Origin of the sequence: Craterilacuibacter sp. (assembly GCF_051659485.1) — a bacterium.
In the GTDB taxonomy this organism is placed as follows: Bacteria; Pseudomonadota; Gammaproteobacteria; order Burkholderiales; family Chromobacteriaceae; genus Craterilacuibacter.
In genome coordinates, this window is record NZ_JBOFOO010000054.1 from 1 (window position 1) to 21,530 (window position 21,530).

A 21,530-nucleotide genomic window follows, 5' to 3' on the forward strand; every position below is an offset into this window, starting at 1 on the left:
ATTCCCTATTCCCTATTCCCTACTTCACATCAATACCACACGATACCGTTGACTTCGGTGGTGATGATGGTGCCGGCCTCGCCCTTGACGATCTTCTCGATGTCTTCCAGCGCGCCTATCACCGCACGTTTGCCGGTCAGGCGGGCAAACTCGCAGGCAGCATCGACCTTGGGGCCCATGGAGCCGGCGGCAAAACCCAGCTTGTCCATTTCGTCTGGGTGCGCCATCTTGATCGCCTTGGCGTCCGGTGTTCCCCAACCGACAAACACGCTGGCCACATCGGTCGCGATCACGAAGTAATCGGCATCGATTTCACGCGCCAGCAAGGCCGAGGTCAGGTCTTTGTCGATCACCGCCTCGACGCCGACCAGCGTTTTGCCGGTGTCGTCATACATGGTCGGAATCCCGCCGCCACCCGCCGCCACCACCACCACGCCTTTTTCGATCAGCCAGCGGATGGGGCGCATCTCGAAGATGCGCTTGGGTTTGGGGCTAGGCACGACACGACGGTAGTAGTCGCCGTCAGCCTTCACTATCCAGCCCCTGTCGGCCATCAGCTTGTCGCCCTCTTCCTTGGTGTAGACAGGGCCGACAAACTTGGTCGGATTAGCAAAAGCCGGGTCTTTCGGGTCTACCTCGGTCTGGGTCAGGATGGTGGCAATCGGCACTTCGAACGGCAGCTCGTTACCCAGTTCCTGCTCGATCATATAACCGATCATGCCTTCGGTTTGCGCCCCCAGCACGTCAAGCGGATAAGGCGTCACCGTAGAGTCCACCAGACGGGCATACGCATCGTTCTGCAAGCCGAGCAAGCCCACCTGCGGACCATTGCCGTGACACATCACCAGGTTATGCCCCAAACGGGTGACGGCAGCCAGTTGCTTGGCAGCGATTTTGACGTTGGCGCGCTGATTGTCGGCCGTCATGGCTTCGCCACGACGCTGCAGGGCGTTACCGCCCAAAGCCACTACTACACGCATAATCTTTCCTTTCAATAGCGGATGACTGGCGACAGAAGGCAAAACAAAGGCCGACCCGCCCTGAGGTCGTGTCGGCCGCGTTAAGCACCTCTTACGGTCAGCTGCCTATGGTTGCAACCATAATGGCCTTAATGGTGTGCATACGGTTTTCAGCCTGCTCGAAAGCCAGGCAAGACGGCCCTTCAAATACCTCGTCCGTCACTTCGATGCCGTCAGTGAACTGCGGATACTGTGCAGCCACCTGTTTACCCACCTTGGTATTGGTATTGTGGAAAGCCGGCAGGCAGTGCAGTAGCTTGATGTGCGGGTTGCCGGAAGAAGCCATCAGTGCCGCATCGATACGATACGGCGTCAGCAGGGCAATACGCTCGCCCCAACGCTCGACGGGTTCGCCCATCGATACCCATACGTCGGCATGAACAAAGTCAGCGTTCTTCACTGCCACTTTAGGATCATTAGTTACGGTCAGGCGGGCACCGGATTTTTTGGCGATTTCCTGACACTGTTTAACCAGTTCTGCATCCGGCTCCAGCCCTTTAGGCCCGGCAATGCGCACATCCATCCCCATCAGGCAGCCGATCACCATCAGCGAGTGGCCCATATTGTTGTGGGCATCCCCTACATAGGCGTAGGCGATTTGCGACATCGGCTTGTTGCAGTTTTCGGTCATGGTCATCACGTCACACAGCATCTGTGTTGGATGCCATGCATCGGTCAGGCCGTTGTAGACCGGAACGCTGGCATATTTGGCCAGCTCTTCCACATCGTCCTGGGCAAAGCCGCGGAATTCGATGGCATCGTAGAAGCGGCTGAGGACGCGGGCGGTATCGGCGATACTCTCCTTGTGACCCAGTTGCGAGCTGGACGGATCGATGTAGGTTACATGCGCGCCTTGATCATGGGCTGCCACTTCGAACGAGCAGCGGGTGCGGGTCGAAGTCTTTTCAAAGATCAGGGCGATATTCTTGCCCTTCATCCGCTGTTCCTCATTGCCTGCATATTTGGCACGCTTCAGGTCACGCGCCAGATCCAGCATGTGTTGCAGTTCGCGCTGGGTGAAGTCCAGCTCTTTCAAAAAGTCACGACCCTTGAGGTTGAAAGCCATTTGACGCTCCTGATAAATGATTACAACGACTACACACCCCAGCCTGCACCTGCAGGCGGGAGATCCATGCTAGTGAGAAATTAAACGAGATACGGCTTAAAGCGTAATCGCGTCACGGATGATAGGACAGGTCATGCAATGGCCACCGCCTCGACCACGCCCCAACTCGGATGCCGGGATCTCGATTACATCGACACCGGCATCGCGCATCAGCTTGTTGGTATGGGTGTTGCGGTCGTAAGCCACCACGACCGAGCGGTCCAGTGCCACGACGTTATTGCCGTCATCCCATTGCTCGCGCTCACGCTGATAGGCATCGCCACCGGTTTCCAGTACCCGCAACTTGGCCAGCCCCAGAGACTGGGCAACGACATCAAGGAAGGATTCGGTATGGCGTTCGAACTTGAGTTCACCCGGTTTGTCACCGGCAGTGATGGTCGTGCAGACAATTTCATTCACGACATCAGGGAAGATGGAAACGAAATCGTAGTCCAGGAAGGAAAACACGGTGTCCAGATGCATGGCACCGCGGCTCTTGCCCATCTGGCAGGCAATGACTTTGGTTGGGCCATCAGGATGACCGAGCGAATTTTTAGCGACTTGCACCACGGCTTGCGGGCTGGTGCGCTCACCCATGCCGATCAGGGCGACACCGTTGCCGATAGGCATGACATCGCCACCTTCCAGCGTGGCCGGACCATGGTCGACGTCGCTATTCCCCCACCAGGCATGCACATTGCCGGCGAAATAGGGATGGAAGTTATAGATGGCTTCCATCAGCAGGGTTTCCTGACGACGGGCAGGCCAATACATCGGGTTGTAGGTCACCCCGCCATAGATCCAGCAGGACGGATCGCGCTGAAACAGGATATTGGGCACCGGCATGGTGACAAAATCGGATTGGTCTAGATAGCCGCCAAACAGGCCTTTGGCGTCGAACGGCAATTCAAATTTGGCGATACCACCAACCAGATGATCCGCCAGCTGCTTGGACGGCATTTCATCCAGCCAGCTTCTAAGATCGGCCAGCATGCCGACACCGACAGTATTCGGGCGAATTTTGCGATCCAGTACCCACTCGCGCGCCAGCTTGTCATCCATGGTGCTCGCCAGCAGATCATGCGCTTCCAGCACCTCGACACCCCGTGCCCGCATCTGGCCGGTAAAGTAGTCGTGATCCTGCTGGGCCCGCTCCACCCAGATCACATCATCAAACAACAGATCGTGACAGTTGCCCGGGGTCAACCGCTTATGTGCCAGATTGGGCCGGCACACCATCACGGTTCGGAGCTTGCCGCACTCGGAATGAACACCAAATTTACTCATGACTCTTCCCTTTTTCCATCATGAAAATGGATACCGGGAAGACTCATCTTCCTCGGCTACCGCCTTGGTTATAGCAAAGCGATAGCCATATACCGAAAAATTTACTCGGCTTCTGTGCGCTCCTTGATTTGCCACACATACACCGGCAAACCCAGCAGCAACAGGATGATGCCCCACATCACCACTTCAGCGCCAGAGCCATAAATGGCCCACAAGGAATACAGAAAACCCAAGGTGGAGAAGGTCAACGGCGCCACCCAGTCACGTGGCGAAAACTGTTCGCGCCGCTGCAGCATCACCGCCAGCAAAGCCATGGCGCAGAAGGCATAAGGCAGCAAGGTCGTTGCCGTTGCCAGCAAGATGACAAACTCAAAAATCTGCACCCCGCCGTCGCCGCCGGCATATTTAAGCGCCAGCATCACGGTTACCAGCGTACTGGACAACACCAGACCGAAGCTGGGCACACCCTTGGCATTGTGGCGCGAGAAGGCCCTGGGAAACAGCTTATCGCTGGCCGCTGCGGCCGGAATATGCCCCTGCATCAAACACCAGCCATTGAGTGCACCGAAGCAGGCGACAATGGCACCCGCACCGACGGCATAATAGGCCCAGTCGCCCCACAACAGCCGGGCAGCATCGGCAAACGGCGCAGGAGAGTTGGCCAAGGCACTGGCCGGCATCAAGCCCATCAGCGCAATGGTACTCAGCATATAGAGTGCTGCGGCCAGCAAAGTACCGATTACCGTTGCCCGCGGAATGGTTTTTTCAGGGTCCTTGACATCGCCAGCCGGCACCGAAGCCGATTCCAGCCCCAAAAATGCCCACAGTGTCAGCGCCATAGTCGCGGCAACCGAGCTCATCACCGGCTTGTTTTCCGGATTGAACACCAGATTGTCCGGATTCATATGAATAAAGCCGAAAATAGTCACCGCAGCCAAAGGCAGCAGCTTGATGATGGTGGTCACTACGGCAACAATCCCGGAGCTCTTGGCACCGTTCAGGTTGATCAGCGTAACGATCCACACCAGCAAAATTGCAGCCGCGCCGGCAAAGAGATTGCTTTGCCCGACAGCCGGAATAAACACTTGCAAATAGCTAGCGGCGGCAACAGCCAGCGCCGCATTACCCGCCCACAGCGCAATCCAGTACCCCCATGCGATCCAGAAACCGGCAAAATCACCGAAGCCGGCATGAATATAGGCGTAGGGGCCGCCTTCCTTGGGGATCATGGCGGCCAGTCGGGCAAAGACCAAGGCAAGACAAATGGCACCGGCCGATGTCAGTGCCCAGCCTATCAGCGAGATTCCGCCATAAGAGGCCAGCGAAGCCGGCAGTAAAAACACGCCGGAACCTATCATATTGCCCAGTACCAGTGCCGTGCACATCCAGACACCCAGTACCCTCTTGTTTTGCGGCGCACTACTCATGACAACTCCCCTGCGGCAGGCAGCAAGCAGCCCGGCCTCGTATGGCGTGCACCAAGATGCGCACACAGAATGATCAAATCAGGGGCCGACATCGGTAGCGCCCCCTGTTCGGGATACATGCATAAAGCCGACATAGATTCCCCCTTATAAAAGTGAATGTGTTGGTAAGTCATGTCATACAGGCAATAACAATCGGGCCTGCCGGCACGCGAGCACGCGACCAGTTGGCCAATGCCCATTGCCATAGTGCCGGCAAATCCATATCAGGCTCGGGCGGCTGATGCCCAAGACGCGCCAGCGCTAAAGCCAACTCGGCAGCTGCATGTTCGGCACGGATAGCGGGGGCCAGCGTCTGCTTGGAAAGTTTTTCTGCACTGGCGTTAAGCAGCAAAGGCAGATGGCAATAACGCGGCACACGCAAGCCCAATAGCTGCATCAGTGCGATCTGGCGCGGCGTAGACACCAGAAGATCCGCCCCGCGCACCACATCGCTGATGCCCTGATCGGCATCATCGATAACCACCGCCAACTGGTAAGCCCAGAAACCATCCGCACGCTTAAGTACAAAGTCACCAATATCCTGCAACAATTCTTGAGCATAGAGCCCCTGCAGCGCATCAACAAAAGCAATACGCTCATCAGGTAAACGCAAGCGCCACGCTCGGGCAGCCGCACCATGCGGTAAGCCCTGACGACAGGCGCCGGGATACACATAGCCATCGGCACCGCGAAGGGCCGTAGCGGCTATCTGTTGCCGCGTGCAGGCGCAAGGATAGGCATCGGCTTGCGTAATTAATTGCGCAAGCGCCGCATCATAACGAGCATGACGCCGGCTTTGATAGGCGACCTCGCCATCCCATTCAAAACCAAATGCTTCCAGCGTAGATAAAATGGCAGCCGCCGCGCCCGGCATTTGCCGTGGCGTATCCAGATCCTCAATGCGCAACAACCATTCTCCGCCCTGCGAGCGCGCATCAAGATAACTGCCGACAGCGGTAGTCAGCGAGCCCGCATGCAGCAGCCCGGTCGGACTGGGGGCAAAGCGCCCACGATAAAGTGGCACGTTCATATAGCGATGCGCCTGTGCGCAGAAACAATCACGCAACAGTCCATGCAAAATATAAAAAGGGGGTCTTTTTAACCGATGTGCTGCATGGAGTAAACATAGAAAGCAGATTTAAGCATTTCCCAAAGCCGCCGGAGCAGGCAAATTAAAACGCATTTCAAACCTTGCCCCCCCCCAGATACTGCGGCCGACCTCTATCTGTCCGCCCATTTCATCGGCGACCTTTTTGACAATAGATAAGCCCAAGCCGGTCCCGCCCACTCGCCCGGAAAAAAAAGGCTCGAAAATACGCTCGCGTATTTCCTCACTCACACCCGCCCCCGAGTCGGCTACCGAAAAACAGACCTCATGCCCACAAGCCTCAAGCGTCAGGGCAAGCTGCCCGCCGGCCGGCGTGTGGGCTAAGGCGTTTTCTGCCAACGCGACCCAACTGGATAGCAAGGCCTTGCGCTCGCCTGACAACACCACCTTCAAGTCAGGCGCACGTACACAACTGAGCACGAGCTGACACTGCTCGCTTTGCGGACGTATCATCGCTTCCAGTTCATCAAACAACTCCGCCAGCAACACCGGCTCCTGCAGTGCTGAAGTCCGGACAAAACCCAGCATATTCTGGATCAGCCCTTCCAAAGCCCGCAGCCGGTCGATGATTTTGCCCGAGAAGCGCTGGCGCTCACTGTCCGGCAAGCCCTGGTGTTGCAAATTGGCTGCATACAACATCGCAGTCGCCAGCGGCGTGCGTAACTGGTGTGCCAGCGACGCCGCCATACGCCCCATGGATGCCAGTTTTTCCTGGGTAGCCAAAGCATCATGTAACTGATGCAGACGCGTCACATCATGCAACAGCAGCAGGACACCATCCGGCAACACGCATTGCTGAATCTGTACGCGCCGGCATTGCGTGCCGCTACACACCTGAAAAGTATCGTCTGCGCCTGTCGGCTGTAAGCCCGCCGCTTGTACTTCAGACCAGTCTTCATCAAGGGCAAGACCTGACAGCATCTCGCCTGCTGCCGGATTCGCCATCACCACCCTTCCCGCCTGGCTGATCTCGACGACACCGGCAGGCAAAGATTCCAGCAGCAAGGACAAACGTCCGGCCAATGCTTCATTTTCTGCCGCACGTCTGAGCAATTCGTTATTAGCTTCAGCCAGCTTGCTATTGAGTACGGCCAGTTGATCTTCCAGCAGTTGATAAGCGCCAATCAACTCACCCGAAACCTGATTAAACTGGGCAAAAGCTTGCTCCAGCCGGTATTTTTCGCTCGCGCCTGTAACTTTATCTGTCATTAATTCAGCTTCAGTGTGTAAAAAACAATTTAATCGTAGGATAATGGCTTCTAGCTAGATGTACTAAAACAGGTGCCAGCTTGGATATTCATATACAGCTGGCTCTATTTCCCGCTGGCCACCGTAATCCATAGCGGGAAATAACCAATAAAATCAGCAAACTGCACCAGTACCGGAGGTTTTTGTGTCTGAGCTACTCAAAAAAATCGATGCCCGAACCAAGCTGGCAGGCACGAACAAGCTGGAAATATTGCTCTTTTCACTGGGCGTAGACCAGCGTACCGGACGCAAGGAAATCTTCGGTATCAATGTATTCAAGGTGCGCGAAGTGATGCGTACACCGGAAATCACCTCGGCACCGGAAATGCCCAGCTCGGTTGAAGGCATGGTCAGCCTGCGCGGCACGCTGGTTCCGGTGATTGATCTGGCCAAATACGCCGGCGTGATCAGCGAGAAAAAACCGGAAATCATGATCGTGACCGAGTACAACGGCCACACTCAAGGCTTTCTGGTCGAGGCGGTCGATACCATCTTGCGCCTGGACTGGACGGCCATGCGCGTCCCTCCCGACATGATCACCAACCGCATGGGGGGCTTGGTAACCGCGGTGACTGAGCTGGATAAAGGCATGCTGGCCATGATGCTGGACGTGGAAAAAGTCCTGGCCGAAACGGCGATGTCCGAAGACAACGATAGCCACCATTTCGCCAATATCGAGCCGGTGCCGCAGGACTGCATGGTATTTTTTGCCGATGACTCAGCCGTTGCCCGCCGCCAGATTGAGCGCACGCTAAAAGCCATGAATGTACGCTTTGCCTTTGCCCCCAATGGCATGCAGGCGTGGGAAGAGTTGCAAAAAATTGCAACTCAGGCTGAACTGTCCGGACGCAAGGTAAAAGAATGCCTGCAACTGGTGTTGACCGACGTTGAAATGCCGGCAATGGATGGCTACATGCTGACCCGCATGGTCAAGAGCGATCCGCGCTTTGCCGGCATTCCGGTCCTGATGCATTCCTCGCTGTCCGGCAATTCCAATCAGAAGCTCGGTGAATCGGTAGGCGTAGACGCTTATGTCTCGAAATTCGAGCCACAAAAGCTCTCGATGAAGATCCGCGAAATGCTCAAGCTTTGAGCCTTGCCCTACACAGATGATTAAAGGGGAATAAATTGGCCTTGTCAGCGACAGACGCTTCCTTGCTTGCTTCGGTAGACGCGCGCACCAAGCTTGCCGGTTCCAACAAGATGGAAATCCTGCTGTTTTCGCTGGGGACACGCGAAACCTTCGGGATCAATGTATTTAAAGTGCGCGAAGTCTCGCAAACCCCGCATGTCACCAAAACACCGAATATGCCGCTAGGCGTAGAAGGGGTTATTTCGCTGCGCGGCAACATCATTCCGGTGATCTCGCTGGCGAAATTCATCGCCAGTGGCGATACCACGCGTAAATACGAAACCATGATCGTCACGGAGTTCAACCGCAGCACTCAGGCGTTTCTGGTTGATTCTGTCGATCGAATTATCCGCGTTGACTGGGACAAGGTGCGCGCACCGGAAAACATGCTCAATGCCAGTACACAAACGCTGATTACCGCAGTGACCGAACTGGACGATGGCAAACTGGTTTCCATTCTCGACGTCGAGCAAATACTCGCCAGCGCGATCGGTGAAACCAAAGTACCGGATGTCCCGCAAGCCCAGACCACTAGCGAGCAATTTACCTTCTTCGTCGATGACTCGGTCGTGGCACGCAAGGAAATCACCAGCGTACTGGACAAGATGCGCGTCAAGTATCATCAGGCCACCAATGGGCGCGAAGCATGGGATCGCCTGCAAAGTTTTGCCAGCCGCCGCTTTGGAGAGGATGAGTCGCTGCATGACACACTCAAGCTGATTCTGGTGGATGCAGAAATGCCGGAGATGGACGGCTATGTACTGACCCGTTTGATCAAGGCCGATCGCCGCTTCGACGGTATTCCTGTCGTGATGCACTCATCGCTGTCATCCAATGCCAACCGGGCCATGGGCGCCAGCGTAGGTGTCGATGCCTATGTCGCCAAATTTGATCCGGCCGTTTTGGCAGACACACTACTCCCCTACCTGCAGGGGTAGTAAACTGGCCCGCATTATTGAAGATTTGATCAGGATTAAAGCACTCATGGCAGACAAGAACACCCGCTTCCTCGTCGTGGACGATTTCTCAACAATGCGCCGCATCGTCCGTAATCTACTCAAAGAACTGGGCTTCACCAATGTAGACGAAGCCGAAGATGGACAGGTTGCCCTGCACAAGCTCAAAAACCAGAGTTTCGATTTTATCGTCTCCGACTGGAATATGCCGAATATGACCGGCATTGAGTTGCTTAAAGCCGTGCGTGCCGAGCCACAACTGCGCCATCTTCCCTTCCTGATGATCACCGCTGAAGCCAAGCGGGAAAACATCATCGAAGCAGCGACCGCCGGCGCAAATGGTTACATCGTCAAACCATTTACCGCGGCCACGCTGGAAGAAAAAATCAATAAGATTTTCCAGTCCGTCAACAAGTAAAACCGCATTGCGCAGCCTGTTTTAGGAGTAGAGACCGTGTCGGAAAACTTTTTAGAGAGCGGCGATTCGCCAGACCTCGAAGCGCTGTTCGATAGCATTGCCAGTCAAAACCAGCATTGGCAAGCACCTGCCGAACCGCAGCCTAGCCATACGGCAGTTGATGCGCAGGTAGAGATTTACGCCCAGATCGGGCAGATCACCCGCAAACTGCACGACACCCTGCGTGAAATGGGCTACGACAAATCGCTCAGCAAGGTGGCCGATGCGATTCCCGATGCCAAGGGGCGCTTATCCTATATTGCGACGCTGACTGAAAATGCGGCCGAGCGTGTACTGAATGCAACCGATATTGCCGGGCCCATTCAGGAAAAGCTGGAAAAGGATGCGCTGGTTCTTGGCGAAAAGTGGGAGCAGGTATTTGCCAACCAGCTATCGGTCGAAGAATTCAAACGACTGGCCACCTCGACCCGCGACTACCTCAACAGTGTTCCACTGCATACGCGCGATACCAATACGCAGTTACTTGAAATCATGATGGCGCAGGACTTTCAGGATTTAACCGGTCAGGTCATCAAAAAAGTCATGGAAATGGTGCAGGTACTGGAAAGCGAACTGCTATCCGTACTGATAGAGCATTCCCCGCCGCAGAAAAAAGTTGAACGTACTCCATCGTTGCTAAATGGCCCGGTTATTAATCCGGAAAACCGTAGCGATGTGGTGGCAAATCAGGAGCAGGTCGACGACCTGCTTGAGAGTCTGGGTTTCTAAGTTGCCAGGCTTGTTACGAACAAAATAATACGTGTAAGGAAGGTAGCCGATATGAGCGAGTTTGCCGGCATGGAAGAGCTGCTTCAGGACTTTTTGCTTGAATCCTCCGAGTTACTCTCGGACGTAGACAACAAGCTGGTCGAACTGGAAAAGCGCCCCAACGACAAAGCGTTGCTGAACGATATTTTCCGTGGTTTTCACACGATCAAAGGGGGCGCCGGATTTCTGAGTGCCGCCCCCATGGTGACCCTGTGCCACCGCACGGAAAACTTGTTCGACAAGCTGCGTAATGGCGAGCTGATTCTGTCGCAAGGCCTGATGGACATCATCATGGACTCTACCGGTGCAGTGCGCGACATGTTCGGCCGCATGGGTCAGGGCGTGATGCCGGCCATGCCGGATGCGGCATTACTGGCCGCACTGGATGCGGCCTTGGCGGGCGAGAATGTAGACCGCCCCGCCCATGCCTCCGCTACGGCGCCGACCGCTCAGGCGTCAGTGTCACTCCCATTACCGGGCAGTCCTGACTGGGCCTTACTGCATAGTGCAATCACCCAAGCGGCATCCCCGCTACGGGTAGAGGCAACACCAGCGCCGCAAGCGCCTAAGCAGCCGGTTGCCGAGAGACAGGCACAGGCACCTCACCCGGTCGCCGAAGCCCAGCCAGCCGCCCCCGCGCCGCGCCAAACCGTCAAGCAGCCAGCGGGCGGCAATGCCATGCCGCCGCAGGAAAACACCATACGCATCGATACCCATCGCCTGGATCAGGTACTCAACCTGTCCGGCGAGATCGGCCTGACCAAAAACCGGCTGACGACGCTGCGTACCGAAATCCTGCAGGGCAATACCGAAACCAATACCCTGCGCTCGCTGGACGAAGCGGTCAGCCAGCTCGATCTTTTGGTTGGCGATTTGCAAAATGCGGTCATGAAAACCCGCATGCAGCCGATAGGCCGCCTATTCCAGAAGTATCCGCGTCTGGCTCGCGACCTGGCACGCCAGCTGGGCAAGGAAGTCGATCTTGTCATTACCGGTGAAGAAACCGAACTCGACAAAACCATGATCGAAGACCTGAACGATCCGCTGGTCCACTTGGTACGCAATGCTGTCGATCACGGCGTTGAGTCTACCGAAGAGCGCATTGCCGCCGGCAAGAGCCCGCAGTCGGCTGTCCATCTGTCGGCCGAACAGATCGGTGATCACATCGTGATTTCAATTACCGATGACGGCAAGGGCATGAGCGCGGAGATGCTGCGGCGCAAGGCCATAGAAAAGGGGCTGATTGATGCGGAAACAGCCAACTCGCTGGATGAAAAGCAATCGCTGCAACTGATTTTCCTGCCGGGTTTCTCGACCAAAGACCAGATTTCCAGTGTCTCCGGCCGTGGCGTAGGCATGGATGTGGTGCGCACCAATATCCAGAAGCTCAATGGCCGCATCGATATCAACTCGATACAGGGTGAAGGCACGCGCATCAGCATCTCCTTGCCACTGACACTGGCTATCCTGCCGGTACTGGTGGTACGGGTATGTGACCAGCCCTTTGCCGTGCCGCTGGCCATGGTACGTGAAATCATCCCGATCGAAGCGGCCTCCATGCAGGAAGTTTCCGGCCGACCGACCATCGTCGTGCGCGATGAAATTCTGCCACTCAAAACGCTGACAGGACTGCTGCAGTGGGCACCGACCCAGGCACCCGCCTTTGGCGTGCTGATGCAGTCGGCCGAACGCGCCTTCATCCTGGCTGTCGATTCTTTTATCGGTCGCGACGATGTGGTCATCAAGCCGCTGGAAAACATCCGCCCCAGAGGGGTTGCCGGAGCCACCCTATCCGGCGACGGTTCGGTCGTACTGGTGCTGGATATGGAAGACTTGCTCAAGCAACAACAAGAAACGACGGCCGGCTCAAGCGGCCACTCGCGTCATCTGGATTTGATCACCTATTGAAAACACGAATGCCCCCAATCTCCACCTTTGTCGGCCGCCAACCTGTCATCGACAGACAACAGCAACTGCTAGGTCATGAGCTGCTGTTCCGTCGTGATGCCACCAGCCCGGACAGCGGCGATTTCTCCCCGCTGGAGGCCGACACCCAGATACTCACCAGCATACTGGGAGACATGGCCAGCACCTGGCTGATAGGAGACAAGCTCGCCTTTGTCAATGTGGGTGAAGCCATGCTGATGAGCGAGCTCATCGAGCTATTGCCGCCACGTAAAATCGTACTGGAGCTATCGACCGATACGCCACCCTCGCGCGAAATACTGGATCGCATGCGCATATTACGCACACAAGGATTTACTTTCTCCCTTGACTGCAGCGAACTGGATTCTGGCAGCGAGGCCTATCTGGACCAAGTCCAGTACGCCAAGCTGGATATCCAGCGCGAATGCCCGCAACAATTCATGCGTATCAATGCGCAACTGAAAAGCTACCCCATCCAACGTATCGCCAAACGGGTAGAAACACCGGCGCACTACAGCATCTGCCGCGAACTGGATATGGATGGCTATCAGGGCTTTTATTTCGCCAAACCCGAGACACTAAGCTCGACCATTATCCACCCGGGGATGGTCAACACCTTGAACCTGCTCAATCTGGTACGCTGCGATGCCGATATCGATCAGATCGAGGCCATCCTCAAAATAGACTTGGCCCTATCCTTCAAGCTGCTGCGTTTTGTCAACTCGGCAGCTGCCGGCAACCACATCCGCATCACTTCGTTTACACATGCCATTACCGTACTAGGCTACCGCAAGCTCTATCGCTGGCTGACCCTACTGCTGGTTACGAATAATACAAACGCTCAAGTCAGCGCCCCGCTGCAACGGGCCGCCATTACCCGCGCCCGATTGATGGAAAATATCGGCCAGCAGCAAGGGCTCTCTCAAGAGAACACCGACCTACTATTCATTAGCGGTATGTTTTCGCTACTAGACGTCATACTAAAAATACCGATGATTGAAGCACTCAGGTATTTGCAACTTCCCAAGGAAGTGGAGGCGGCCTTACTGGGTAAACCCGGTACCGGTGCTTCGCTACTGGCTCTGACACGCTCACTCGAGTCACCAGAGCTTGAACAAATTGCTTATCTTGCACATGCTGCCGGCCTTTCAGCGACACAATTAAATGCATTGCACGCCGAGGCACTCGGTTGGGTTGAGAATCTGGGTTTATAATCGGCGTTTTACCGCCCGTTTCTGCGCCCGTAATGAACCTACTGTCCATAGACACTTCGACCGATCACCTGTCACTTGCCATTCGTCACCATGGCAAGTGCGTGCTATTTCACCAGCAGGTCGGCCAGAAACATGCCGAACTGCTACTCCCTACCCTGCAAACCCTATTAGCAGAACTGGCTATCGGCCTGCATCAGCTGGATGCCATTACCTTCAGCCAGGGGCCGGGCTCATTTACCGGTATCCGCATCGGCTGTGCTATTGCGCAAGGACTGGCTTTTGCTAACCACTTGCCCATAATCGCCATACCGACGCTGGATACCATAGCCATTCAGGCGACAGGAAAAAAATCACTGGTCTGCATGGACGCACGCATGGGTCAGGTTTATAGCGCATGCTATGACGCACAAGGCGTACGGCTTGATGGCATCCGCGTCTGTAATCCGGAAGAGATTATTCTGCAAGATGGTCACTGGAATGCAATCGGTGATGGCTTCCTGCACTATGAGAGCGCCTTGCTGCCACGACTGTCTCCGCTGCTGGATAGCATCGATGCCACGCTGCGCCCGCACGCCAATGCACTGATCACGCTGGCCGATAGTGGCCGCTACCCTGCCCTGCCGGCACATCAAACCGAGATTCTGTACGTGCGCAACAAGATTGCCCTGACCACACACGAGCAAAAGGCAAGCCGCAAATGAGATGCGTACGCACAGCAACGGCGGCTGACATGCCGCGGCTGGCCATACTGGAAGCTGCCGCGAGCCCGCACCCATGGAGCGAACGCGACTACAGCGACTCTTTGCAAGCGGGCCACAGCTTCACTCTGCTGTGCCAAGAAGATGACATTCTGGCGTGGAGCGTATGCATGAGCATACTGGATGAAGTCCACCTGCTGAATATTGCCACCAGCTTGCCGCATCAGGGCCGAGGTCACGCCCGGCATCTGCTACAGCAAATCATGGATACAGCCAGACAACAGGGCGCGCGCAATATGCTACTCGAAGTACGCGCCAGCAATCAGGCTGCACAAGGGCTCTATCTGAGCGAAGGATTCTGCCAGAACGGCCTGCGCAAGAACTACTACCGCCTCTCCGGGGGCACTGAACACGCCATCCTGATGGAGGCGCTACTATGAGCCGGCGACTGACGCTGGTAGAGGCAATGGGAATCGGCCCCTTATGGCATAGACGCAATATGGAATATGTCCATATTGCGCCGGAGCCCGCCGAACAACCGGTGCCACGGCAAGCCGTGATCTCGGCAAGCGCTCCCCCCGCCCTTAGCATTCAGCAAGACCAGACAGACAAGACCCATTCAGGCGTACCCATTCGGCCGATGACCGATCACGGGCATAAAAACCTGCAGGCGCTAAGCTGGAACGAACTCAAGGATGAAGTTGCCCGCTGTCGCGAGTGCCCACTCTGCGACACGCGGACTCAGACCGTATTTGGCCGCGGCAATCCGCAAGCACGCTGGCTGTTTATTGGGGAAGCACCGGGAGAAGACGAAGACTTGCAGGGTGAAGCATTCGCCGGACGTGCCGGCATGCTGCTGGACAATATATTACAGGCTGCCGGGCTGGATAAGGCAGATGACGTCTATATCACCAATATGCTGAAGTGCCGGCCGCCTATCAACCGCAACCCGCAGATGGATGAAATCAACGCCTGCCACCCATATCTGGCCGCACAAATTGCATTACTGCGCCCAGCACTGATCGTGACACTCGGACGTTTCGCCAGCCAGACACTGCTGCAAAGCAAAGAAAGCATCGCCAGCTTGCGTGGCCGCGTGCACGACTATCAGGGCATTCCTGTCATAGCCAGTTTTCTCCCGGCTTATCTCTTGCGTAACCAGCTGCAAAAAGCAGCCGTCTGGCAAGACATCTTGCGTGCTAAAGACATCATGAAAAAAAGCACTGCCGATTAGGCGAAAAAAAGATAAAAAAAACCCTTCGCCGTGCACCAGCGAATGGTTCTTTACGATCAATTCAAGAAATTCAAGCTTACTTAAGCTTGGTTTCCTTGTAGAGCACATGCTTGCGGACAACAGGATCAAACTTCTTGATCTCCATTTTCTCAGGCATAGTGCGCTTGTTCTTGGTCGTGGTGTAAAAGTGGCCAGTGCCAGCAGTCGATTCGAGCTTGATCTTGTCGCGCATGATGATCCTTCGCTATCAGATTTCGCCGCGCGTACGCAGATCGGCCAGAACGGATTCGATACCGTTCTTGTCGATGGTACGCAGGGCTGCATTGGAAACGCGCAGGCGCACCCAACGGTTTTCGCTTTCAACCCAGAACTTGCGGTACTGCAGGTTCGGTAGAAAACGACGTTTCGTCTTGTTATTGGCGTGGGAAACGTTGTTCCCGGTCATCGGACGCTTGCCGGTGACTTTGCATACTCGCGCCATGGTTAATCACTCCCAAAACCGGTAAAAACCGGCTTTATATCATAAAAACAAGCAGATAAGCAAGCTAGAAGGCGGACAACTAAGGGCAAGCCCCGGCCCGCACAAAACCGGCTGCCATTGTAACGGATTTAATACGGAGCGCCAGCAGTTTTTTCCGGTAAAACAGCAGCTTTGCATTTACCTGCATCCACAACAAGCATAACAAGAGATCAACATCACGTGTTCAATTGTGACGCGATTCAGGTTAAAATCCCAGATTCCCACAGAGTAGTACTCCCATGACCAAGTACATCTTCGTGACCGGTGGCGTCGTATCTTCCCTGGGCAAGGGTATTGCTGCTGCGTCTATCGCTGCTATCCTCGAATCGCGCGGGCTTAAAGTCACCATGCTTAAGCTCGACCCCTATATCAACGTTGACCCGGGCACCATGAGCCCGTTCCAGCACGGCGAAGTCTTCGTAACTGAAGATGGTGCCGAGACCGATCTTGACCTCGGCCACTACGAGCGCTTCATCAGCTCCAAGATGAAGAAGGCCAACAACTTCACCTCGGGCCAGGTTTACGAATCGGTCATCGCCAAGGAGCGCCGCGGCGACTATCTGGGCGGTACGGTGCAGGTAATTCCGCACATTACCGACGAAATCAAGCACAAGCTGCGTGAGGGTGCGGGCAATGTCGATGTCGCTATCGTCGAAATCGGCGGCACCGTCGGTGACATCGAATCACTGCCTTTCCTGGAAGCCATCCGCCAGATGCGCTCCAATCTGGGCCGCAAAAACACGCTGTATGTACACCTGTCCTATGTGCCCTACATCGCGACGGCGGGCGAAATCAAGACCAAGCCTACCCAGCACTCGGTGAAAGAACTGCGCGAAATCGGTATCCAGCCGGACATTCTGCTGTGCCGCATGGATCGCATCTTGCCTGAAGAAGAAAAGCGCAAGATCGCGCTCTTCTGCAACGTAGAAGAAAATGCCGTTATCGGCTGCTACGATGCCGACTCCATCTACAAAGTGCCATCGATGCTGCACAATCAGGGCATAGACGACATCATCTGCGAGCACCTGCAGCTGGACCTGCCCAAGGCTGATCTGACGGCCTGGAACAATATCATCGATGCGATTGAGCACCCGGCGCACGAGATCAAGATTGCCATGGTCGGCAAGTATGTCGACCTGACCGAATCGTACAAATCGCTGTCCGAAGCACTCAAGCACGCCGGCATCCACAACCGTACCCAAGTCGACATCGTGTATATCGACTCGGAAGAACTGGAACGTGAAGGTGTCGCCTCGCTACAGGGCATGGATGCCATTCTGGTACCGGGCGGCTTTGGCAAGCGCGGTGTAGAAGGCAAGATTCTGGCGGTCAAGTATGCACGCGAGAACAATATCCCGTATCTGGGCATTTGCCTGGGCATGCAGATCGCCCTGATCGAATATGCGCGCGACGTTGCCGGCATGAGCGGAGCCAACTCGACCGAATTTGATCTGGACACCGACTTCCCGGTGGTGGCGCTGATCGACGAGTGGGTTAACCACGACGGCAAGATCGAGACCCGCGACGAAAACTCCAATCTGGGCGGCACCATGCGCCTGGGGGGACAGACGTGCGAACTGGCAGCAGGCTCGCTGGCGGCTACCGTTTACGGCAGCAATGAAATCAGCGAACGCCACCGCCACCGCTATGAAGTAAACAACTACTACGTAGCGCGCCTAGAACAAGCCGGCCTCAGCGTCAGCGGCCGTTCGGCTGGCCATGAAAAACTGGTTGAAACCATAGAACTGCCTAGCCATCGCTGGTTCTTTGCCTGCCAGTTTCACCCTGAGTTCACCTCCACTCCGCGCGACGGCCACCCGCTGTTCAGCGCCTATGTGAAGGCTGCCCTCGCCTATCAAGCCGAACAAGCCTGATAGACGGCACCGGGCCGTACATGCGGCCCGGCTTTACGGAGACAAGACCATGCAATTGACCGGATTCGAAGTCGGCCTGAATCACCCGCTATTCCTGATCGCAGGCCCTTGCGTCATCGAGAGCGAGCAGATGGCGATAGATACGGCTGGCGCACTCAAGGAAATCACCAGCGAACTGGGGATTCCCTTTATCTACAAATCCAGCTTCGACAAAGCCAACCGCTCGTCCGGTACTTCGTTCCGCGGCTTGGGCATGGAAGAAGGCCTGCGCATTCTGGCCGAAGTCAAACGCCAGATCGGTGTACCGGTCCTGACCGACGTCCACAACGAACACGAAGTGCCCCATGTTGCGGCCGTGGTCGACGTACTGCAAACCCCGGCCTTCCTCGCCCGCCAGACCGACTTCATCCGCGCCGTCGCCATCAGCGGCAAGCCGGTGAATATCAAGAAGGGCCAGTTCATGGCGCCCGGCGACATGAAGCACGTGCTGGACAAGGCACGGGCTGCTGCGCTGGAAGCCGGCCTGTCGGCCGACCGTTTTATGGCGTGCGAACGCGGGGCCTCGTTCGGTTACAACAATCTGGTTTCCGACATGCGCTCGCTGGCGATCATGCGCGAAACCGGATGCCCGGTCGTTTATGATGCCACCCACTCGGTACAACTGCCGGGCGGACAAGGCACCTCTTCCGGCGGCCAGCGCGAGTTCGTACCGGTACTGGCCCGTGCCGCCGTTGCGGCCGGTGTGGCAGGCATTTTCATGGAAACGCATCCCAATCCGTGCGAAGCACTGTCGGATGGCCCGAATGCCTGGCCACTGGGACGCATGAAAGAACTGCTGACCACACTGCGCGATCTGGATGCGCTGGTCAAAGCCTCGCCATGGCCTGAACATTCGCTCTGAAAATAAAAGCTTGAAATGCTCGGCCAGACACTAGTCTGGCCGAAGCTTTAACTGGTCACAATCAACCACTGCAATGGAAATAGGGGATACACCATGAGTTCTATCATCGACGTCATCGCTCGCGAGATTCTGGATTCGCGCGGCAATCCGACGGTAGAGTGCGACGTACTGCTCGAGTCCGGCGTAATGGGACGCGCAGCCGTTCCCTCCGGCGCCTCGACCGGCGAAAAAGAAGCTCTGGAACTGCGTGATGGCGACAAGGGCCGCTACTTCGGCAAAGGCGTACTCAAAGCCGTTGAAAATATCAATACCGAAATCTGCGAAACCATCATCGGTCTGGACGCATCCGACCAGGCCTTTATCGACCGCACCCTGATCGAGCTGGATGGCACCGAGACCAAGGGCCGTCTGGGCGCCAATGCCATGCTGGCCGTCTCCATGGCGGTCGCCCGTGCCGCTGCCGAAGATGCAGGCCTGCCTCTGTACCGCTATCTGGGCGGTGCAGGCCCAATGGCCTTGCCGGTACCGATGATGAACGTGATCAATGGCGGCGCACATGCCAACAACACGCTCGACATCCAAGAATTCATGATTATCCCGGTCGGTGCCAGTACCTTCCGTGAGGCATTGCGCTGTGGTGCCGAGATTTTCCATACCCTGAAAAAAATCTGTGATGGCAAAGGTTACGCCACCACGGTAGGCGACGAAGGCGGCTTCGCGCCCAACCTGACCAGCCACGAAGACGCGATCCTGCTGATTCTGGAAGCGATCGATGCAGCCGGCTATATCGCAGGCCAAGATGTGGTGCTGGCGCTGGATTGCGCCTCCAGCGAATTCTACCGCGACGGCCGTTACCACCTGACCGCCGAAGGCCTGTCGCTGAGCTCGGCCGAGTTTGCCGACTATCTGGCCCATCTGGCCGACACCTACCCTATCATTTCGATCGAAGACGGGATGAGCGAGCATGACTGGGATGGCTGGAAGATCCTGACCGAACGCCTGGGCGAACGCGTACAGCTGGTGGGCGACGATATCTTCGTCACCAACCCGGCCATTCTGGCGCAAGGCATTCAAAGCGGTATCGCCAATTCACTACTGGTGAAAGTCAACCAGATCGGCACCCTGTCGGAAACCCTGAAAGCCGTGGATCTGGCCAAGCGCTCACGCTACACCAGCGTAATGAGCCACCGCTCGGGCGAAACCGAAGACAGCACCATTGCCGATCTGGCCGTAGCGACCAACTGCATGCAGATCAAGACCGGCTCTTTGTCCCGCTCCGACCGCATGGCCAAGTACAATCAGCTGTTGCGTATCGAAGAAGAGCTAGGCGATGCGGCCTGGTACCCTGGCCGTGCTGCTTTTTACAACCTGAAATAAGCTGAAACTCATGCGCGCATTGACCCTGACGCTAGTCACCCTGATTATTGCCCTGCAATGGCCCTTATGGCTGGGCAAGGGCAGCTGGCTCAGGGTCTGGCAGCTTGACCAGCAAGTCCAAGAGCAAAAGGTGGCCAACCTCAAGCTGGCCACCCGCAATACCGCACTGGACGCTGAAGTACGCGATCTGAAGCAAGGCACAGCCGCCATCGAAGAACGGGCGCGAAATGAACTTGGCATGATCCGCCCGGGTGAGGTATTTTTCCAGCTGCTGGATCATGCCGCCAATAAAAATGGCGGCACCCACTAGGACCGGAAAACCGGACAGACAGGCAGCAAAATTACATCGCTGTTGACCAATACAACCCGGCGTGGCCGATGACAACACAAAATCCTACCGATCTTGCACGTGAAACGCTCAAACAACTGGCCAGCCGCCAGTTGTTGCCTACTCCGGAAAATTTCGCGCAAATTTATGCTCAGGTTTCCGGCAACGGCGTGGCGCGCAAGCACCGACTGACCGAGCTTTTGACGCAGGCTTTTGCCAGCCTGAGCCCGCAAGGCCATAGCTACCGCTTGGGGCTAACCCGCCTGAATCAGGCGCTGGATAGCGAAGCGTGGGAACAAGTGCCACAGCTGTGCATAGACTTGATTACCCTGCATGTACGCGAACGCGAACTGGCCGACAACTGGGGCAATCTGATCCTGTCCTTGCTGCGGGTATGGGAAGTTCGCCACCCTGAGCTGACGCAAGCCTATAAGCAAAGTGCACTCGAGCGGCTAATCATTAATTTCGGCAAAAATCCCGAAGAGCTCAACCAGAAGCTGCACAAGCTACTGCACGACTGGAGCCGGGGCCAGCACTCGGCAGTGACCGCCGAACAGGCAGAGCCGCTAGCCGCCATCCCGTCCAGCGCTCTCCCCGCAGACAACAGCGATGCAGGCTGGAGCAGCGCCATCATGCTGACGCTCAAGTACGGTGTCGAGCCGCGCCTGATCCACTACCCTGCCCTGCTGGACAGCTACCAAGCTTTGCAACAGCAACTGGAAGATCTGGAAAACAGCGAAGCCGCGCGTCTGGATTTTACCGCCAAGCTGCGAACCTTCCTGCTGACGCTTGAACTGCAAAAACAGCAGGACGAGCGGCTGGTGTCCGGGCTGAGCAATCTGCTGACCCTGCTGCTGCAAAATATCGCCGAACTCAATGGCTCGGACAGCTATCTGCTCGGGCAGATCAGCA

At 56.1% G+C, this 21,530-nt stretch carries 21 protein-coding genes and 1 pseudogene; 14 read left to right on the top strand and 8 right to left on the bottom strand.

Annotated elements, in window-relative coordinates; genetic code table 11:
• Window positions 1-29: 29 nt before the first annotated feature.
• From arcC to ACRC1E_RS01640, 6 genes are all read right to left on the bottom strand, one after another.
• The gene (gene arcC, locus ACRC1E_RS01615; RefSeq protein WP_438513361.1) at window positions 30-980 is read right to left on the bottom strand and encodes a carbamate kinase; all 951 of its coding nucleotides are present in this window, start codon (window positions 978-980) and stop codon (window positions 30-32) included.
• 97 nt (window positions 981-1,077) lie between these two features.
• Entirely contained in the window at window positions 1,078-2,085 is a 1,008-nt protein-coding gene (locus ACRC1E_RS01620) for an ornithine carbamoyltransferase (protein ID WP_438513362.1), read from the bottom strand.
• Between the two features lie 96 nt (window positions 2,086-2,181).
• Window positions 2,182-3,411 carry an arginine deiminase gene (locus ACRC1E_RS01625; protein WP_438513363.1) on the bottom strand — a complete coding sequence of 410 codons (1,230 nt, stop codon included), beginning with the start codon at window positions 3,409-3,411 and terminating at the stop codon, window positions 2,182-2,184.
• Between the two features lie 101 nt (window positions 3,412-3,512).
• Entirely contained in the window at window positions 3,513-4,838 is a 1,326-nt protein-coding gene (locus ACRC1E_RS01630) for an amino acid permease (RefSeq protein ID WP_438513364.1), read from the bottom strand.
• A 169-nt stretch (window positions 4,839-5,007) separates the two neighbouring features.
• Entirely contained in the window at window positions 5,008-5,907 is a 900-nt protein-coding gene (gene gluQRS, locus ACRC1E_RS01635) for a tRNA glutamyl-Q(34) synthetase GluQRS (RefSeq protein ID WP_438513365.1), read from the bottom strand.
• Between the two features lie 108 nt (window positions 5,908-6,015).
• Entirely contained in the window at window positions 6,016-7,194 is a 1,179-nt protein-coding gene (locus ACRC1E_RS01640; protein ID WP_438513366.1) for a sensor histidine kinase, read from the bottom strand.
• A 184-nt stretch (window positions 7,195-7,378) separates the two neighbouring features.
• Here ACRC1E_RS01640 and ACRC1E_RS01645 point away from each other — a divergent pair, with 184 nt between their 5' ends.
• Genes ACRC1E_RS01645 through ACRC1E_RS01685 form a run of 9 tightly spaced genes read left to right on the top strand, consistent with a single transcriptional unit; the run spans window position 7,379 to window position 15,618 of the window.
• The gene (locus ACRC1E_RS01645; RefSeq protein ID WP_438513367.1) at window positions 7,379-8,326 is read left to right on the top strand and encodes a chemotaxis protein; all 948 of its coding nucleotides are present in this window, start codon (window positions 7,379-7,381) and stop codon (window positions 8,324-8,326) included.
• Between the two features lie 41 nt (window positions 8,327-8,367).
• Window positions 8,368-9,303 carry a chemotaxis protein gene (locus tag ACRC1E_RS01650; RefSeq protein WP_438513368.1) on the top strand — a complete coding sequence of 312 codons (936 nt, stop codon included), beginning with the start codon at window positions 8,368-8,370 and terminating at the stop codon, window positions 9,301-9,303.
• Between the two features lie 46 nt (window positions 9,304-9,349).
• Window positions 9,350-9,739 carry a chemotaxis response regulator CheY gene (gene cheY / locus ACRC1E_RS01655; protein ID WP_438513369.1) on the top strand — a complete coding sequence of 130 codons (390 nt, stop codon included), beginning with the start codon at window positions 9,350-9,352 and terminating at the stop codon, window positions 9,737-9,739.
• Window positions 9,740-9,775: 36 nt separating this feature from the next.
• Entirely contained in the window at window positions 9,776-10,507 is a 732-nt protein-coding gene (gene cheZ / locus ACRC1E_RS01660) for a protein phosphatase CheZ (protein ID WP_438513370.1), read from the top strand.
• Between the two features lie 51 nt (window positions 10,508-10,558).
• Entirely contained in the window at window positions 10,559-12,454 is a 1,896-nt protein-coding gene (locus tag ACRC1E_RS01665) for a chemotaxis protein CheA (RefSeq protein ID WP_438513371.1), read from the top strand.
• 8 nt (window positions 12,455-12,462) lie between these two features.
• Complete coding sequence (locus tag ACRC1E_RS01670) at window positions 12,463-13,686, top strand: EAL and HDOD domain-containing protein (protein ID WP_438513372.1); 1,224 nt, start codon at window positions 12,463-12,465, stop codon at window positions 13,684-13,686.
• Window positions 13,687-13,718: 32 nt separating this feature from the next.
• On the top strand, window positions 13,719-14,387 hold the full coding sequence (tsaB, locus tag ACRC1E_RS01675; protein WP_438513373.1) for a tRNA (adenosine(37)-N6)-threonylcarbamoyltransferase complex dimerization subunit type 1 TsaB: 669 nt from the start codon (window positions 13,719-13,721) through the stop codon (window positions 14,385-14,387).
• A 29-nt stretch (window positions 14,388-14,416) separates the two neighbouring features.
• The gene (gene rimI / locus ACRC1E_RS01680) at window positions 14,417-14,824 is read left to right on the top strand and encodes a ribosomal protein S18-alanine N-acetyltransferase (protein WP_438513374.1); all 408 of its coding nucleotides are present in this window, start codon (window positions 14,417-14,419) and stop codon (window positions 14,822-14,824) included.
• Complete coding sequence (locus tag ACRC1E_RS01685; RefSeq protein ID WP_438513375.1) at window positions 14,821-15,618, top strand: uracil-DNA glycosylase; 798 nt, start codon at window positions 14,821-14,823, stop codon at window positions 15,616-15,618. Before rimI ends, ACRC1E_RS01685 begins: the two co-directional genes overlap by 4 nt.
• 76 nt (window positions 15,619-15,694) lie before the next feature.
• Here the strand turns inward: ACRC1E_RS01685 and rpmG are convergent, their stop codons facing one another.
• Together rpmG and rpmB are read right to left on the bottom strand one after the other, a co-directional pair.
• Entirely contained in the window at window positions 15,695-15,850 is a 156-nt protein-coding gene (gene rpmG / locus ACRC1E_RS01690; protein WP_101707235.1) for a 50S ribosomal protein L33, read from the bottom strand.
• A gap of 15 nt (window positions 15,851-15,865) precedes the next feature.
• Window positions 15,866-16,099 carry a 50S ribosomal protein L28 gene (gene rpmB, locus ACRC1E_RS01695; RefSeq protein WP_438513376.1) on the bottom strand — a complete coding sequence of 78 codons (234 nt, stop codon included), beginning with the start codon at window positions 16,097-16,099 and terminating at the stop codon, window positions 15,866-15,868.
• A 278-nt stretch (window positions 16,100-16,377) separates the two neighbouring features.
• Here rpmB and ACRC1E_RS01700 point away from each other — a divergent pair, with 278 nt between their 5' ends.
• The 5 genes and pseudogenes from ACRC1E_RS01700 to ACRC1E_RS01720 all read left to right on the top strand — a co-directional run.
• The gene (locus ACRC1E_RS01700; RefSeq protein ID WP_438513377.1) at window positions 16,378-18,012 is read left to right on the top strand and encodes a CTP synthase; all 1,635 of its coding nucleotides are present in this window, start codon (window positions 16,378-16,380) and stop codon (window positions 18,010-18,012) included.
• Window positions 18,013-18,061: 49 nt separating this feature from the next.
• Entirely contained in the window at window positions 18,062-18,913 is an 852-nt protein-coding gene (kdsA, locus tag ACRC1E_RS01705) for a 3-deoxy-8-phosphooctulonate synthase (RefSeq protein WP_438513378.1), read from the top strand.
• A gap of 93 nt (window positions 18,914-19,006) precedes the next feature.
• Window positions 19,007-20,290: a phosphopyruvate hydratase gene (eno, locus tag ACRC1E_RS01710; protein ID WP_438513379.1), complete on the top strand. Its 1,284-nt coding sequence runs from the start codon at window positions 19,007-19,009 to the stop codon at window positions 20,288-20,290.
• A gap of 10 nt (window positions 20,291-20,300) precedes the next feature.
• Complete coding sequence (gene ftsB, locus ACRC1E_RS01715) at window positions 20,301-20,600, top strand: cell division protein FtsB (protein ID WP_438513380.1); 300 nt, start codon at window positions 20,301-20,303, stop codon at window positions 20,598-20,600.
• A gap of 68 nt (window positions 20,601-20,668) precedes the next feature.
• Window positions 20,669-21,530 (top strand): annotated as a pseudogene (locus ACRC1E_RS01720) (GGDEF domain-containing protein); the annotation flags it as partial.

Excerpts from the sequence above, each read along its gene's own strand:
- ACRC1E_RS01685 (WP_438513375.1), top strand. The coding sequence starts at position 14,821 with ATGAGCCGGCGACTGACGCTGGTAGAGGCAATGGGAATCGGCCCCTTA.
- gluQRS (WP_438513365.1), bottom strand. The coding sequence starts at position 5,907 with ATGAACGTGCCACTTTATCGTGGGCGCTTTGCCCCCAGTCCGACCGGG.
- ACRC1E_RS01665 (WP_438513371.1), top strand. The coding sequence starts at position 10,559 with ATGAGCGAGTTTGCCGGCATGGAAGAGCTGCTTCAGGACTTTTTGCTT.
- rpmG (WP_101707235.1), bottom strand. The coding sequence starts at position 15,850 with ATGCGCGACAAGATCAAGCTCGAATCGACTGCTGGCACTGGCCACTTT.
- ACRC1E_RS01630 (WP_438513364.1), bottom strand. The coding sequence starts at position 4,838 with ATGAGTAGTGCGCCGCAAAACAAGAGGGTACTGGGTGTCTGGATGTGC.
- ACRC1E_RS01670 (WP_438513372.1), top strand. The coding sequence starts at position 12,463 with ATGCCCCCAATCTCCACCTTTGTCGGCCGCCAACCTGTCATCGACAGA.
- ACRC1E_RS01620 (WP_438513362.1), bottom strand. The coding sequence starts at position 2,085 with ATGGCTTTCAACCTCAAGGGTCGTGACTTTTTGAAAGAGCTGGACTTC.
- ftsB (WP_438513380.1), top strand. The coding sequence starts at position 20,301 with ATGCGCGCATTGACCCTGACGCTAGTCACCCTGATTATTGCCCTGCAA.
- ACRC1E_RS01625 (WP_438513363.1), bottom strand. The coding sequence starts at position 3,411 with ATGAGTAAATTTGGTGTTCATTCCGAGTGCGGCAAGCTCCGAACCGTG.
- rpmB (WP_438513376.1), bottom strand. The coding sequence starts at position 16,099 with ATGGCGCGAGTATGCAAAGTCACCGGCAAGCGTCCGATGACCGGGAAC.
- tsaB (WP_438513373.1), top strand. The coding sequence starts at position 13,719 with ATGAACCTACTGTCCATAGACACTTCGACCGATCACCTGTCACTTGCC.
- ACRC1E_RS01640 (WP_438513366.1), bottom strand. The coding sequence starts at position 7,194 with ATGACAGATAAAGTTACAGGCGCGAGCGAAAAATACCGGCTGGAGCAA.
- eno (WP_438513379.1), top strand. The coding sequence starts at position 19,007 with ATGAGTTCTATCATCGACGTCATCGCTCGCGAGATTCTGGATTCGCGC.
- cheY (WP_438513369.1), top strand. The coding sequence starts at position 9,350 with ATGGCAGACAAGAACACCCGCTTCCTCGTCGTGGACGATTTCTCAACA.
- arcC (WP_438513361.1), bottom strand. The coding sequence starts at position 980 with ATGCGTGTAGTAGTGGCTTTGGGCGGTAACGCCCTGCAGCGTCGTGGC.
- rimI (WP_438513374.1), top strand. The coding sequence starts at position 14,417 with ATGCCGCGGCTGGCCATACTGGAAGCTGCCGCGAGCCCGCACCCATGG.
- kdsA (WP_438513378.1), top strand. The coding sequence starts at position 18,062 with ATGCAATTGACCGGATTCGAAGTCGGCCTGAATCACCCGCTATTCCTG.
- ACRC1E_RS01700 (WP_438513377.1), top strand. The coding sequence starts at position 16,378 with ATGACCAAGTACATCTTCGTGACCGGTGGCGTCGTATCTTCCCTGGGC.